General features: G+C 44.7%; 14 protein-coding genes. 9 read left to right on the forward strand and 5 right to left on the reverse strand.

Annotated features, from left to right (window positions below; all coding sequences use genetic code 11):
• Positions 1-108 precede the first annotated feature (108 nt).
• A complete protein-coding gene (locus tag ABIO93_RS30400) occupies positions 109-1,383 on the forward strand; it encodes a WD40 repeat domain-containing protein (RefSeq protein WP_348073799.1) in 1,275 nt (424 codons plus the stop codon).
• Between the two features lie 132 nt (positions 1,384-1,515).
• Positions 1,516-3,129, forward strand: a complete 1,614-nt coding sequence (locus ABIO93_RS30405) for an ATP-binding cassette domain-containing protein (RefSeq protein WP_348073800.1) — start codon at positions 1,516-1,518, stop codon at positions 3,127-3,129.
• 81 nt (positions 3,130-3,210) lie between these two features.
• On the opposite strand, the gene ABIO93_RS30410 is transcribed toward ABIO93_RS30405, so the two are convergent.
• Together ABIO93_RS30410 and ABIO93_RS30415 are read right to left on the reverse strand one after the other, a co-directional pair.
• Positions 3,211-3,846, reverse strand: coding sequence for a gluconate 2-dehydrogenase subunit 3 family protein (locus ABIO93_RS30410; protein ID WP_348073801.1), 636 nt, complete (start codon positions 3,844-3,846; stop codon positions 3,211-3,213).
• 30 nt (positions 3,847-3,876) lie between these two features.
• Positions 3,877-5,616 (reverse strand): GMC family oxidoreductase, encoded by a 1,740-nt coding sequence (locus ABIO93_RS30415; RefSeq protein WP_348073802.1) that lies wholly within the window; start codon positions 5,614-5,616, stop codon positions 3,877-3,879.
• A 172-nt stretch (positions 5,617-5,788) separates the two neighbouring features.
• Between ABIO93_RS30415 and ABIO93_RS30420 the strand changes: the two genes are divergently transcribed.
• Entirely contained in the window at positions 5,789-6,745 is a 957-nt protein-coding gene (locus ABIO93_RS30420; protein ID WP_348073803.1) for an L-threonylcarbamoyladenylate synthase, read from the forward strand.
• Positions 6,746-6,765: 20 nt separating this feature from the next.
• Here ABIO93_RS30420 and ABIO93_RS30425 read toward each other — a convergent pair whose 3' ends face one another.
• A complete protein-coding gene (locus ABIO93_RS30425; RefSeq protein ID WP_348073804.1) occupies positions 6,766-8,193 on the reverse strand; it encodes an AAA family ATPase in 1,428 nt (475 codons plus the stop codon).
• A gap of 140 nt (positions 8,194-8,333) precedes the next feature.
• Between ABIO93_RS30425 and ABIO93_RS30430 the strand changes: the two genes are divergently transcribed.
• From ABIO93_RS30430 to coaD, 4 genes are all read left to right on the forward strand, one after another.
• Positions 8,334-8,774 (forward strand): CBS domain-containing protein, encoded by a 441-nt coding sequence (locus tag ABIO93_RS30430; RefSeq protein ID WP_348073805.1) that lies wholly within the window; start codon positions 8,334-8,336, stop codon positions 8,772-8,774.
• A gap of 106 nt (positions 8,775-8,880) precedes the next feature.
• Positions 8,881-9,399 (forward strand): NUDIX hydrolase, encoded by a 519-nt coding sequence (locus tag ABIO93_RS30435; RefSeq protein WP_348073806.1) that lies wholly within the window; start codon positions 8,881-8,883, stop codon positions 9,397-9,399.
• Between the two features lie 15 nt (positions 9,400-9,414).
• A complete protein-coding gene (locus tag ABIO93_RS30440) occupies positions 9,415-10,320 on the forward strand; it encodes a DUF3822 family protein (RefSeq protein WP_348073807.1) in 906 nt (301 codons plus the stop codon).
• Positions 10,321-10,339: 19 nt separating this feature from the next.
• Positions 10,340-10,822, forward strand: a complete 483-nt coding sequence (gene coaD, locus ABIO93_RS30445) for a pantetheine-phosphate adenylyltransferase (protein WP_348073808.1) — start codon at positions 10,340-10,342, stop codon at positions 10,820-10,822.
• A gap of 24 nt (positions 10,823-10,846) precedes the next feature.
• Here the strand turns inward: coaD and ABIO93_RS30450 are convergent, their stop codons facing one another.
• Positions 10,847-11,536 (reverse strand): NUDIX domain-containing protein, encoded by a 690-nt coding sequence (locus ABIO93_RS30450; RefSeq protein ID WP_348073809.1) that lies wholly within the window; start codon positions 11,534-11,536, stop codon positions 10,847-10,849.
• Positions 11,537-11,637: 101 nt separating this feature from the next.
• On the opposite strand from ABIO93_RS30450, the gene ABIO93_RS30455 reads away from it, so the two are divergent.
• Together ABIO93_RS30455 and pyrE are read left to right on the forward strand one after the other, a co-directional pair.
• Positions 11,638-12,942: a hemolysin family protein gene (locus tag ABIO93_RS30455; RefSeq protein ID WP_348073810.1), complete on the forward strand. Its 1,305-nt coding sequence runs from the start codon at positions 11,638-11,640 to the stop codon at positions 12,940-12,942.
• Positions 12,943-12,944: 2 nt separating this feature from the next.
• Complete coding sequence (gene pyrE / locus ABIO93_RS30460) at positions 12,945-13,586, forward strand: orotate phosphoribosyltransferase (RefSeq protein WP_348073811.1); 642 nt, start codon at positions 12,945-12,947, stop codon at positions 13,584-13,586.
• Positions 13,587-13,638: 52 nt separating this feature from the next.
• On the opposite strand, the gene ABIO93_RS30465 is transcribed toward pyrE, so the two are convergent.
• Positions 13,639-14,661 carry an aldo/keto reductase gene (locus ABIO93_RS30465; protein ID WP_348073812.1) on the reverse strand — a complete coding sequence of 341 codons (1,023 nt, stop codon included), beginning with the start codon at positions 14,659-14,661 and terminating at the stop codon, positions 13,639-13,641.
• Positions 14,662-14,663: the final 2 nt, after the last annotated feature.

Genomic DNA, 14,663 nt, shown 5'->3' on the forward strand with positions numbered 1-14,663 from the left:
TATATTGCCAATTGATGGGAGAAACCTTGTAAGGCATTTGGCTTTACAAGGTTTCTTTTGATATGTGTATCATAATTTTCAAACCACCTAAAACTTAAATTCTTTTTCATGAAAAAAGTAGCATTGTTTGCCGGTTTGGCAGCTCTGGCAAGTTTTCCGTCTGTTGCTCAATCGCCCATTACCTTCAATGCCCGCGGCCTGGTCGTTGTGTCGGACGCAGATATGTCAGCCTCGGCATTGGTTGATGGTAAGTTATTAAGAGACATCACAAGCAGAGATCAGTTAACTACCATTAAGTTTCCGATTGAGAGAGGAAGTAAGGGGTTAGGTACCGCATTGGTGTCCAATTCGGCCTTGGCATCCTCGAAGACCCTTGCGGTTCCTGCAAACGGGGGGCTTGCCTTTGTCTTGGAAAGCCGCATCAGACCGGAAGACGCGGTTGCCGAGTATAAAGATGCATCCAAAGAATTTCCGGCAGGAGAAAAGCTGTTTGTTGTAGATATTACGAATCTTGCTGCGCCAAAAGCGAAGTTTGGTTTTCCGGTAGGAAGAAAGCCGACAGCTATTGATGTCAATAAAAACGAATTGATCCTTTCTACTACCGATACTGGTAAGGAGCTTGTGTTCATTGAAGCCGGGCCGGACGGTAAGCCTGCGCGTTTCCTGAATTTGCCTGCTGCAATTGATACAGCCAATAAAATCGTTGATCTTTCGTGGCACCCGTCTGGTGACTTTATCGCTTTTACATTGGATAACTCCAATGAAGTAGGGTTATACAAAGTGATCAGAGAGGCTGGTAAGCTTAAAAACGTAGAACTGGTGGGCAAGCCGATAAAAGTAGGTACAGATCCTAGTTTCGGAAGATTCTCGACAGACGGTAAACATTACCTGGTCCTGGATTCAAAAGCAGCCCTTGGGAAAGGTGCAGCGGACGGTGAGCTTCTGGTAGTTGACTTTTCAATGGATGGCGCTGTTGAGCATAAAGTGGCAGGGCAGGTTCCGGCCGGTACCAACACTGGCGCTTTTGCGATCAGTCCGGATGGTACATTGCTTGTAACGGTCAATGCAGGAAAAAGCAGTTCGCCTTGGACAGAAGCAGGAGCCGGAACAGGTGCTTCATTGACATTGTACAAACTGGCTGCGACTGGTGTTCCTACCAAAGTGGCTGATTATCCTTTTGAAGGTATTTTTCCGCAAAGTGTAGCATTCGATAAAGACGGATCCAACCTGGCAGTAGCGGTTTACGAGTACCTGGAATATGGTAATGGAAATGGCGGGGTTGAATTCTGGAGTGTAGCAAAAGGAGATGCTCCGACGCTCAAAAAACAGGGGGCTAAGATCAGTGTGGGCAAGGGCGCACATACATTACGTGTGATTCCTTGATCAAATCATTTTTTAAATACCAGCGGGCCGGCGATCACCGGCCCGTTTTGTTTGCTTTTAGTTTGATCAAACATGCTAAATCGGCGTGTTTTTTGTAGTTTTGCGGTTTCATTCATAAAAATATATTTTAAGATGATTACGGTTCAGAACGTATCATTACGATACGGTAAAAGGATATTATTCGACGAAGTAAATATAAAGTTTGTCCCTGGGAATTGTTACGGCGTTATTGGAGCGAATGGGGCAGGTAAATCCACATTCCTGAAAATTCTTTCAGGAGAAATTGAATCGCAAACCGGCAACGTCAGCATGAATCCTGGCGAAAGGATGACTTTCCTGAAACAGGACCAGTTTGAATTTGATAGTTATTCAGTGATGGATACTGTGATTTTGGGACATGAACGTCTTTACAAAATCATGAAGGAGCGCGAGGCGATATATGAAAAGGAAGATTTTACGGATGCTGACGGAGAAAAAGCGGCGAACCTGGAAGCGGAATTCGCTGATTTGAATGGTTGGGAGGCAGAAACCGAAGCAGCTCAATTATTGAGCGGACTAGGACTGGGCGAGGAACTGCATTCCGCATTGATGAGTGATCTCAACGCCAATGATAAAGTCCGGGTACTTCTTGCACAGGCATTATTTGGTAATCCGGATGTGCTTTTGCTGGATGAGCCTACCAACAACCTGGACGTGGAAACGGTTTTGTGGCTGGAAAACTTCCTGGCTGATTTTAAAAATACGGTCATCGTTGTTTCCCACGACCGCCACTTCCTCGACGAAGTTTGTACACATGTGGTAGACATTGATTTCAGCAAAGTGCAAATGTTCTCAGGTAACTATTCATTCTGGTACGAATCAAGCCAATTGGCCTTGAAGCAGCGCCAGGATGCGAACAGAAAATCAGAGGATAAAAAGAAAGAACTGGAAGAATTTATTCGCAGGTTTAGTGCTAATGCTTCAAAATCCAAGCAGGCCACCTCGCGTTCGAAACTGTTGGAAAAGCTTACGATCGATGACATTAAGCCTTCGTCACGTAAGTACCCGTACATTGCCTTCAAGTCGGAAAGAGAAGTGGGTGATCAGCTTTTGCGAGTAGAAGGATTGTCCAAAACGGCTGAGGATGGTACCAAGCTTTTTCAGAATCTGAGCTTCAACATTAATAAAGGAGATAAAATCGCTTTTGTCAGCCGTAATGTCATGGCGATCAGTTCGTTTTTTGATATTATTAATGAAATTCAGAAAGCGGACAAAGGTACTTATACCTGGGGTGTGACGATTACTAAATCCTACTTTACAAAAGATCCTACCTCTTTCTTCGATGTTGATCTGAACCTGGTCGACTGGCTGCGTCAGTATTCGGAAGAGAAAGATGAAAGCTTCATCCGCGGATTTTTAGGTCGGATGCTTTTCTCGGGTGAAGAGTCTCTGAAAAAGGCCAAAGTGCTTTCAGGAGGTGAAAAAGTGCGTTGTATGCTTTCACGTACCATGTTGTCGGGCGCTAATGCATTGGTTTTGGATGACCCGACCAACCACCTTGACCTGGAATCCATTACGGCTTTGAACAATGGCCTGATCGATTTTCAGGGCTGTCTTTTGTTCTATTCCCATGATCACCAGTTCGTGCATACGATCGCCAACCGTATCATTGAAATTGGACCAAAAGGTATTTTGGACAAATTGATGAGCTACGACGAATTCTTGAAGGACGAGACCGTTAAAGAGCAGAGACAAAAGTTGTATTGATAGAAATAGAACATTAAAAAAGAACCCGGCCTTCATTGATGGAAGCCGGGTTCTTTTTTAATGTTAACGCTAAATATTTCCCTATTCGTAGCTCAAACCATACTGTTTCAGCACGTCCGCCGGAACACCTTCCCATACATTGGGTGTGTTTCCTACGTAACCCAGGTCATCAATACCGATCCTGGATGTGTAGAAGCCCGAGGCACTCAGGTTACGCATCAGATTGAAAAACGCAACACCCTGACTTAATGCCGGCTTAGCTTTTTCAGGATAAGCAATGTCATCAACAATTTGCAGTTGCTGCGCTTTGGTACTCAGGACGAAACTCTTCTTGAACCGCTTGTTTGATTCCAGGTCCAACCATTTGAGTCCTCCGCGTAAAGGAATCTGGTTTTGGGGCATATCCTTGGCTATAAATTCTATAAAATCCGGAACACCTGCTTGTGAGGCGCTACCTGATTTGCCGTCAGCAGGGATAATGATATCTACCAGCACTTTTACGGTAGCAAGTTCCGCCACTGTAAAAAATTTCTCTTTCATTAATTTAGCATCCCGGATCGCTTCCTCCTTTTGCCTTCCACCCGGTATCTTAATCGGGGTTTCAGGCGGATTCATCATATCCATTTCTCGCTGCTCGGCCATGGCTACCTGCGGGTTTAGCGCGGTAAGTCCCAGCGAGCTAAGCGTCAAGGCTTTAAGTGTATCTCTACGTTTCATATTGTTTGACTTGAAACAATGTTCAAATGATTATATATTTTTTGATTTAACCTGACCCACAATGTACTCCGATGCTCTCATCGACAGTGCCAGGATCGTCCAGGTTGGGTTTTTATCGGCTTGTGACACGAATGAACCGCCATCCACTACAAATACGTTTTTGGCATCATGCGCCTGCGAATATTTGTTGAGCGCAGAAGTTTTAGGATCATCGCCCATTCTTACCGTTCCTACTTCGTGAATGATACGACCAGGAGCTGCAATGCCGTAGTTGGTGTCAGCACCTGGTTTAACACCGGTTGCTACACCACCCAATGCATGGATCATTTCTTCAAATGTATCATGCATGTGCTTGGCCTGCTTGATTTCGTAATCCGACCATTTGTAGTGGAAACGAAGTACCGGGATACCGTATTTGTCAACCACATTCGGATCGATTTCGCAATAATTATTGATGTCGGGGACGGCTTCACCACGTCCTGCCATTCCGATATTCGCCCCGTAGAAACGGCGATAGTCTTCTTTAAGTGAAGAACCATATCCGCCGGCGGGCTTCATTACGCCATCTTTGGTGGCATACTTACCATTCAGATTCTCAATTCCCGAGCCGAAACCGTAGCTTGGCATTCCCATACCACCACCATATTCAATGTGGTAACCTCTTGGAAAATCAAGTTTTTTATTGTCGAGCCACCAAGGCGTATATACGTGCATACCTCCTACACCGTCTTCGTTATAACGCTTGCGATCCATCAAATGAGGAAGAAATGCGCCGCGAGATGCGCCTGTTGAATCATGCAGGTACCTTCCCACTACGCCACTTGAATTGGCCAATCCATTCGGATGACGATCAGATTTTGAGTTCAAAAGCAATCTCGCAGACTCTCCGGCGCTGGCTGCCAGCACTACCACTTTTGCCTTAATCGTATGTTCGGTTAAAGTAACACGGTTTACGTAAGATACACCAGTCGCAAGACCAGTAGCCTGATCTGTCAGGACCTCACGCGCCATGGCATTGTTGATCAGGGTAACGTTACCGGTTTTTATCGCAGGAATGCAAAGTACGGATGAAGAGGAAAAATCGGCGTAAGCTTGGCAACCCCGCGAGCACTGGCTGCAATAAAAACATACCCCACGCTGATCATTGATCGGCTTAGTCAGGATGGATAACCGGGAAGGGATAATTGGAATGTTTGCCTTTTTTCCGGCTTGCTTCAGGAAAAGCTCGTGCAAGCGTGGCTTGGGAGGAGGAAGGAAGATACCATCCGGCTCGTTATCCATGTTTTCAACCGTTCCGAAAACACCTATCAGTTTATCGACTTTATCGTAGTAAGGTTTTACTTCGTCGTATCCGATTGGCCAGTCGTCGCCCAGGCCGTCGATGCTCTTTCTTTTGAAATCTTTTGGGCCGAAACGCAGCGAAATCCTACCCCAGTGATTGGTACGTCCGCCGAGCATACGTGAGCGGAACCAGTCGAATTGCGTTCCGTTTTTATGGGTATATGGTTCGCCTTCAAGTTCCCATCCGCCCCATGCAGCGTCGAAATCTCCGAAGGGACGATGGTTTCCAGCGCCACGTCTTGGTGATTCGTAAGGCCATTTTAGCTGAGTAATGTACTTAGGATCAGCAGGATCAAAATATCCGCCAGCTTCCAAAAGAGCCACTTTGGCACCCTCTTTCGCAAGTTGGTAAGCTGCCATTCCACCTCCCGCTCCTGAGCCTATTATGCAGACATCAAAAACGGCAGGTTGTTCTTTGATTTGAAACATGGTAAAAGGGTAGTTTAGATAGTATTATTTAATCAATAAATATAATCAGGGATTGCGTAACGGGGCGCTATTCCGACCAACTTTCAAGTTTATTTAAAAACAATCTAAATGAGATGTAGCGGATTTGAAATTCAGAGCCGTTATTTTTGTGTTCTTAAAATCGAACAATATTTTGGCAATCACCGGAACCGAACTAAACATTGCAAAGGAGTTTCTTATTAAAGGAGAACTGGTAGCAATTCCTACCGAAACCGTGTATGGGCTGGCAGGCAATGCATTGAATGAAAAATCGGTTTTATCCATTTTTGAAGTCAAGAACAGGCCTGCATTTGATCCATTGATCATTCACACGGATTCGATCGAAAAAGTGAAGGAATATGTTTCTGAATTTCCTGAAACGGCACAACGACTTGCCCAACATTTCTGGCCAGGGCCGCTGACTTTGCTTTTGCCTAAAAAACAAATTATCCCTGATCTGGTCACTTCGGGTTTGGACACAGTTGCCGTCCGCATTCCCAAACATCCGTTGCTGCTCGAACTGTTGGCAGGTCTTACATTCCCATTGGCTGCTCCCAGCGCCAATCCGTTTGGTTACATTAGTCCTACCAATGCAGGGCACGTTGATCAGCAGTTGGGTGATAAAATTCCTTACATATTAGACGGTGGCGAATGCGAAGTAGGCATTGAGTCCACCATTATTGGGTTTGAAGGCGACGATATCATTGTGTACCGGTTGGGCGGATTGGCCATTGAGGATATTGAAAATGTAGTTGGCCCAGTGAAATTAATGCCGCATTCAACCTCCGATCCGAAGGCTCCCGGTATGCTCAAAAGCCATTATGCTCCCCGAAAACCATTGTACCTGCAAAGAAGGAATGAAATTTCCGACGAAGATAATGAGTTGATGGGCTATCTTTTATTTGACCAGTATCTGGAAGGTTTGGACAGAAAATATCAACGCATTTTGAGTCCATCAGGGGATATGCAGGAGGCAGCGCGTCACTTATTTGCCTACCTGCGAGAGCTGGATACATTGCCTGTTGCTACGATCAAGGCTGAATGGGTTCCTATGACAGGGCTCGGACTGGCTATCAACGACAGACTGCAACGCGCTTCTGTAACAGATTAATTTATAATGTTCAATCGATTTTACTTAAAAAAATGAGGGTGAAAGTTCATCAGGAATACTTCGTCGGTTGCCCTGGTGATGGCCGTGTAAAGCCAGCGGATAAATTCTGCATTGATCTGCTCTTCGGGTAGGTAACCCTGGTCAATGAATACCGCGCTCCATTGTCCGCCCTGCGCTTTGTGACAAGTCAGCGAATAAGCGAATTTGACTTGCAATGCATTCAGATAAGGGTCTTTACGCAAAGCTTCGACTCGCTCTTTTTTTGACTTAATGTGAAAATAATCTTCCAATACTGCCTCATAGAGCTTCTTATTATCTTCGGAGGACATGGAAGGCGAGGCAGAATGGAGCGTATCCAGGAAAATTTTAGCGTCAAATTCAGGCTGCTTTTCGTAATCACTCAGGCGCAATGTGACGTCTGCGAAGCGGAAACCGTACATTTCCTGCGTTTTTCGAATTTTCAAAAGCTCTACAAAATCGCCATTGGCAATAAAACCCGCCGGTGAGTCTTCATCCAAAATGTTGTAATTATTTCGCACGACCATCAGTCTATCACCCGCGTCTAATTCTTCTTCCGAGAAATTGATCATTCGCCGGATATACTCATTGTATTGAACTGCCGATTTGTTGGAACGGGTCAGAATAATCGAGTTTTCCTTCCCATATTTATCGTAGGCATACCGCAGCCCTTCTTCCAGTTTTTCTCCCGTCATTTTGAAAACATCCCGGTAGGAGCGGGTGGTGATCTGGATTTCAGGTTTTTCGGCGGCAAGTTGCTCTCTTAGCAAGGTAGCATTGAACAGAATGCCTGACTGCTCATCCTGACGCATTACTTCCCGGAGCTCTTCCTGAAAAACGGACATATAGTATGTCTTTTCCAGATAGTCCCCGTCCAATGCAGGACTTAGCTCCTTGCCCACGGGCGGCAGCTGAGCGACGTCGCCAACCAGCATCAGCTTGTTACCCGGGTTTTCAAATACAAAATCAATCAGGTCGGCCAGCAGGCTCCGGCTTCCGAAATCAGCCTCGTCGGTGATCATAGAAGCCTCATCGACAATGAATAATGTATTGTTGTGGTAATTTTTCTGTCGCTGGAATGTCAATGTGCCTGAAAACGAGTCGGCCGTTTGCTTATATATTTTCTTGTGTATCGTCAGGGCGATTTTATCAGCATAGCCCGACATTACCTTCGCTGCGCGGCCGGTTGGTGCCAGCAAAATCGATTGGTAGCCGAAGTTTTTAAGGACTTTGATTAATGTGCTGATGATGGTTGTTTTACCTGTTCCCGCATATCCTTTCAAAAGAAAACAGTCTCTATATCGTTCCAGGCCCTTTTCTTCGATCAGAAAATCATTGGTTTTATTAAAAAAACGAAGCTGTCCGTCAGTGGGTTTAAAGGGAAAACGTTTTCGTAATAATTCGGAAGGTAAAATTTTGTCTGTTTCCATGCCAACGAATCTAATGGAAGGAAAAGTAATATCAAAGTGGGGGTAGGATTACAAAAATATACACAGAATTAATTGGATTTTAATGTTTCAATTCCATATATTAGACTCCCTTTTACCTCACAATCAAAACCTAAACATCTATGCTGGTACAATATGTAATGGGCAACAAGCCTGTCAATGCGCTTTGGTCCGTAACGCAGGACAACACGGTGTTTGAGGCTCTGGAACTTATGGCCGAGAAAAACATTGGTGCAGTTTTGGTTCTTGAAGATAATGAATTGATCGGTATATTCTCAGAAAGGGACTACGCAAGAAAGGTTATTCTTCAGGGAAGGGGCTCACGGGATACGCTCATCAGGGACGTGATGACCTCCAAGGTGATTACAGTCGAAACCGATCAGAAAATCGAGGAATGTATGCAGATTATGTCTGACAAACATATTCGCCATTTACCTGTGAACCGAGATGGGATATTGATCGGGATCATTTCTATCAATGACATCGTATCGGCCATTATCCGGGAACAAAAGGAGCATATCAACACGCTTGAAAGTTATATCTCAGGCAGTCCTTATTCCTGAAAGTCACATTAACTACTTCACGCAGAAAGTGATACGGAACTGTTAGCTACATTCAAAACAGAACAGGTTCGTGACTGGATAATTATGTCTTGCCAATTCTGGCAGGATGGTTATCTTTGCCGCTCTAAAAAACTACATTTTGCCTGCGATCAATGATGATGTGAAGGATTTGTATGGAGGTCAAATACGGGTACGCGCTTGTGGTATTTGTGTGGCCGAAGGAAAGATCCTGCTCGTCAATCATGCTATGTATGGGACAGACGGTTTTTTCTGGAGTCCTCCTGGTGGTGGGATAATTTTTGGGGAAACTGCACAGGAGGCTGTTCAAAGGGAATTTAAGGAAGAAACCGGTTTGGAAGTCGAGGTTGGCTCACTGCTTTTTTTTAATGAGCACATTGCTGATCCCTTGCACGCTATTGAATTGTTTTTTGAGATAACATCTTTTGAAGGTGCAATCATAAAAGGCCTTGATCCGGAATTTTTGTTTCAGAATCAGATCATTCAAGATGTGCGTTTTATGAACTGGCAGGAGATTAGTCGATACCATGCTGATCAATTGCATAGGCTCTTTTCCAAAGCTGATTCGGTAGAGGGAATACTGAGGCTTAACAACTATATTAATTAACATTATCCTGTTACTGTGGCAAATTTTGAAAACCAGGTCATTGAAATTATACCTACGCTGCTCGTAGGCGATAACTCATTCGACGCGGCCAGTATTCCATTATGCACATTGTGCATTGAAGTGGACGAAAGGCGCATCCGGTTTTGCATTGTCCGGGACGAAAGGATGGAATGTATCTGGCTGGAAGATTATGCATTTGATACGGCCCTGAATCCGGACGAGATTTTTGAAAAACTAAAAAAGATCTTTACAGGGCATTTGCTATGGTCTTCCAATGATTGGAAAAATGTTAGGATTGCTATTAATTCACACGCTTTCAGTCTGATACCTAATCTGATCTTTGAAAAGGATTCAGTGGAGGACTACCTTTCGTTTGCGTTGGGTAATGCTGTTCCAAAGGAGGAGAAGGTACTTTATCATGAATTACCGCTGGTACATGCCAATAATGTATTCAGCATTCCGCAGATCTGGTATGATTGGATGATCAATCACTTTGGTTCTTCCAGCATCGCATTTTACCACATTACCAGTCCTTTGATTATCGGCGCGCTGGTAAGCCATGCCGAGCAGCAGGAGCTCAGGATCGTTTCAATTTATTTTGAAAAGGAATACTTTACGCTCATTGTCAGCGAAAGTCAGCAGTTGATCCTTTGTAACAGGTTTAGGTATTCGCAAACCCAGGAGCTGGCCTACATTATACTTTTCACGCTCAATCAGTTAAACTTGCTGCCGGACGAAATGAAGGTATTATGTTATGGTGAAATATCATCTTCTTCGGATGCATATACGGAGCTTTCGCGATTTTTTTCCAATTTGCAGATAGGAAACGGGCCCACTACATTAAAATACAGTCCCCAGTGTGGTGATGTTCCTGGCCACAGGTATTTTGGCCTTTTCAATACATACCTGGTATCATCCTAATAAAACGGCAGCGTAGCTTATGAAGCGTATAGCACTTTTTCCAGGGTCATTTGATCCGTTTACGAAAGGACACCAGGACATCGTTTTGCGTGGATTAAGGCTCTTTGATGAGGTTGTGATCGGTATTGGAAACAATGCAACCAAGAAAAGGTATTTTCCGCTGGATGTGATGAAGGAAATGATTGAAAAGACTTTCGATTCGGAGCGTAATGTGAAAGTAGTGACTTATGATGACCTAACTGCCCACACAGCCAGAGAATTAGGCGCGACATTTCTGCTGCGCGGCTTGCGTAACACAACCGATTTTGAGTATGAAAATGGTATTTCACAGGTCAACCGGTACTTGTACGAAGAAATTGAGACTGTTTTCCTGATCACTTCACCGCCACTTGCTCCTATCAGTTCCAGCATTATCCGTGACCTGCACCGCTATGGACAGGAGGTCGATGATTTTCTGCCTTACTCACTTTCAGAAATGAATAAACTCAACCAAGAAGGCTGAGTTTATCATGAATGCATCAAATGTTCAGGATTCCTTGATGTTGTGTGCCTTGGCAAGGCTATCCACTACATATCGGATCGAGCTGTATGAGTTGATCAGCAATGATTTGGCTTCTGATTGCGTATACCAATCCAGTTTTTCGATTTGTTCCTCCACCTGCGGGCTCATTTGAGAATCGTCCAGACAGTCGAAGAGGTACCACTTGGTACGTTTCAGAATGCGGTTGTTATTGAGCGTATAGGTATGCCATGTAGTGCAGATTTTGTCCCTTACCAGCGCTTTCACGCCAGTTTCTTCTTCTATTTCGCGTATTGCAGCAGTCTTTGAATTTTCACCCTTATCGAGTTTCCCTTTGGGAAGGTCCCATTTCTTGCGGCGGAACATGAAAAGCCATTTTCCCTCCTTGACCACAACTCCTCCGGCGGCTTTAATTACTTTGTATTGAGATTTAATTTTGTCCTCCACCTCCGATTTTTCCCTGGTTGCCACCGTAACCGACAACATATCCTTGGGTAAGCCCTTTTCCAGGATTTGTAGTAACTGGATGGCGATCGCCGATGTGGAATTGAGGAACAAGACATGCCCGCTGAGCATGCTTTTTTGCAACTTCTCCAATCTCAGGTCCACAATGTGGTCAAAAGCCGAGGTTTCCGTTGCAGAAAGCTGATTAGTCCGTACAATTCTGAATGGACGGTCGTCAAAAAAAATGATCATTTTTCAAATGGTACGTGAATCGATACCAAAATTAAGTAAAGAGTTTAGTTTAGACAGAGATTATTATTGATAAATTTGTATTAGTATCAAATTAAAAGTTCTTGGAACTCCTGATAATTCTACTTCTTGTGCTGCTCAACGGTATATTCTCCATGTCTGAGATCGCACTTGTTTCATCCCGTAAATCCCGTCTTGAAGCTGCTGCAAAAAATGGTGATTCCAGTGCCAAAGCCGCATTACACCTAGCCAATTCGCCAACCCGTTTTCTATCGACTGTTCAGATCGGTATTACATTGATAGGTCTTTTAACAGGTATGTACAGCGGCGATAACATTACCTCTGATTTTGAGCATTTTATATCGACAATACCAGTTTTGACACCTTATAGCCATTCACTCGCAGTTGGAACGGTACTGGTTTTTATCACTTATCTCTCGCTTGTTTTGGGAGAACTGGTCCCTAAAAGGATTGGTATGGCCAACCCGGAGGCGATATCCAAATTTATGGCCACGCCCATGAATTTGCTTTCAAAGGCAACCGCGCCGTTCATTGCTTTACTCGGCTTTTCCAGTGATCTGATCATTAAAATACTGAATATCAAACAAAGTGAGAATTCAGTAACTGAGGAAGAGATCAAAAGTCTGATCCAGGAAGGAACTTCTGGTGGTGTTTTTGAAGAAATCGAGCAGGAGATCGTTCACAACGTTTTCCAGCTTGGCGACAGAAAAGTAACCTCACTGATGACCAACAGGCAGGAAATCGTCTGGCTGGACCTGGAAGATACCATTGAAGAAAATAAAGCAAAGATCTTTGATTCCAGACATTCCATTTACCCGGTTTGCCGTGGTACAGTGGACGATGTGGTGGGGCTGGTATATGTAAAGGACCTGATCGCCACAGACATTGAAGCACAAATGGCGGATTTGAATGCCATTGTCCGCGATCCGGTGTATCTCCCCGAAAGTAACCGTGCTTATCAGGCACTGGAGAAATTCAAAGAACAGCGTGTGTATTTTGGCATTATTGTCGATGAGTATGGCGGCTTGCTCGGTGTGCTGACGATGCACGATATTATGGATGCCCTGGTAGGCGACATTTCAGAGGATATTGAAGAGGCTTCTGAAATCGTCAGACGTGAGGATGGAAGTTATCTGATCGATGCACAGCTTCCATTTGATGATTTTTTACATTATTTCAATTTAAATATTCAGGATACAGAGCGCCGTGAGCTGGTGGGTTTCAACACATTGGGAGGATTTGTGCTGCATGTACTGGAAAATATTCCTAAAACAGGGGAGAAGTTTAAATGGAAACACTTTGAATTTGAAGTGATTGACATGGACCGAAGCCGAATTGATAAGTTATTAGTTATAAATCATAGTAAAAAAGAGGAATCCGAAGAGTAACAATGTCGAACGATCAGGAGAGTACCAAAAGAATTGCAGAACTGCTGCTGGAAGCCCAGGCTATCAAATTAAGCCCCGAAAAACCATTTCAGTGGAGCTCTGGCTGGCTGTCGCCCATATATTGCGATAACCGTGTCGCGTTATCGTATCCGGAGACGAGGACTTACATTAAAAAAATGCTTGCTGAATTGATCAGACGTGAATACCCGGATGCACAGGTGGTAGTAGGGGTAGCGACGGGCGGCATTGCGCAGGGAGCATTAGTAGCCGATTTGCTGGAACTTCCATTTGCCTACGTTCGTCCGGAGCCAAAAAAGCACGGAATGGGAAATCAGATCGAGGGCAGGATCGAAAAGGGACAATCTGTAATTATTATTGAGGACCTGATTTCCACGGGCGGAAGCTCTCTCAAAGTAGTAGATGTGCTGCGAGACGCTGGTATTGAAGTAGCCGGAATGGTGGCGATTTTTACTTATGGTTTCGCAGTCGCAGAAAATAATTTTAAAGTGAAAAATGTGAAATTGAGCACATTGAGCAACTACAATGCATTGATAGAAACCGCATTGGAGCACGACTATGTCAATAGCTCGCAAGTGGAAAGCCTAAGCGCCTGGCGAGTAGCGCCGGAGAAGTGGGGCAAGTAGACATCGGCAGTCGGTTATTTTTGATAGCCGACGGCCGATAGCCGAAGTATTTTCAGCTCCTATGATTATCCAGCTTTTCAAAGAATCCTCCAAAAGCTTCCTCCTTGACCCCGTCCGATTTCAGGAACTCGTGTGGGAATCCTAATTCAATTTTGCTGACCTCATTGAGCCTTTGAATAACCTCCTCAGGCAATTGGAAATTAAGACATCCAAGGGAATCGATGAGTTGTTTCTCTTTGGAAGCTCCAATGATGGGTATCATTACCTGGTCGCGGTGACGTGTCCAGTTGATAGCTACCTGGGCGGGTGTGACGCCCAATTCGCTTGCCACATCTACCACAGTTTGTGCAATAATGCTACTATGGTCGTTACGGCGCATACTGTCGTCAGGTACGCGGCCGGTTTCCCCTCTCAAATATTTTCCGGTCAATGCGCCTCCGCCGATAGCACCCCAGGGAGTAACAGCCAGATCCAGCGCTTTGGCCATCGGAAGAAGGTCCCTTTCAGGCGTTCGCTGTAACAATGAGTATTCAAACTGTATAGCGGCAAATGCATTCCAACCCCGAAAATCGGCAATCGTATTGGCCTGCGAAACGATCCAGGCGGGTGTATCGGAAATTCCGACATAATGTACCAATCCTCTTGTAACCAGATCGTCCAGGCCGCGCATGACTTCCTCGGTAGGAGTGGTATTGTCCCACATGTGCACCCAAAGCAAGTCAATGTACTCAGTATTAAGCCTTTTCAGGCTCGACATAACAGAGCGGAACATATTCTTGCGATGATTACCGGCAAAGTTCAGATCATTGTTGCGGTCTTTGAGTGTAAACTTGGTGGCCAGCACCCAATGATCACGATCACTTTCAATGAATTCGCCTACATATTTTTCAGAGGAACCCTCGGTATAGCGGTTGGCTGTATCAATAAAATTACCTCCTGCGTGGGCAAATGCTTCGAATATTTTAAAACTTTCGTGTTTGTCAGCTCCCCAGCCCCATTCTGTTCCGAAGGTCATGGTACCCAAACAAAGTTCTGATACCCTTAAACCCGACCGGCCCAATAATTGATAGCGCATAG

This window comes from Dyadobacter sp. (genome assembly GCF_039919315.1).
In the GTDB taxonomy this organism is placed as follows: Bacteria; Bacteroidota; Bacteroidia; order Cytophagales; family Spirosomataceae; genus Dyadobacter.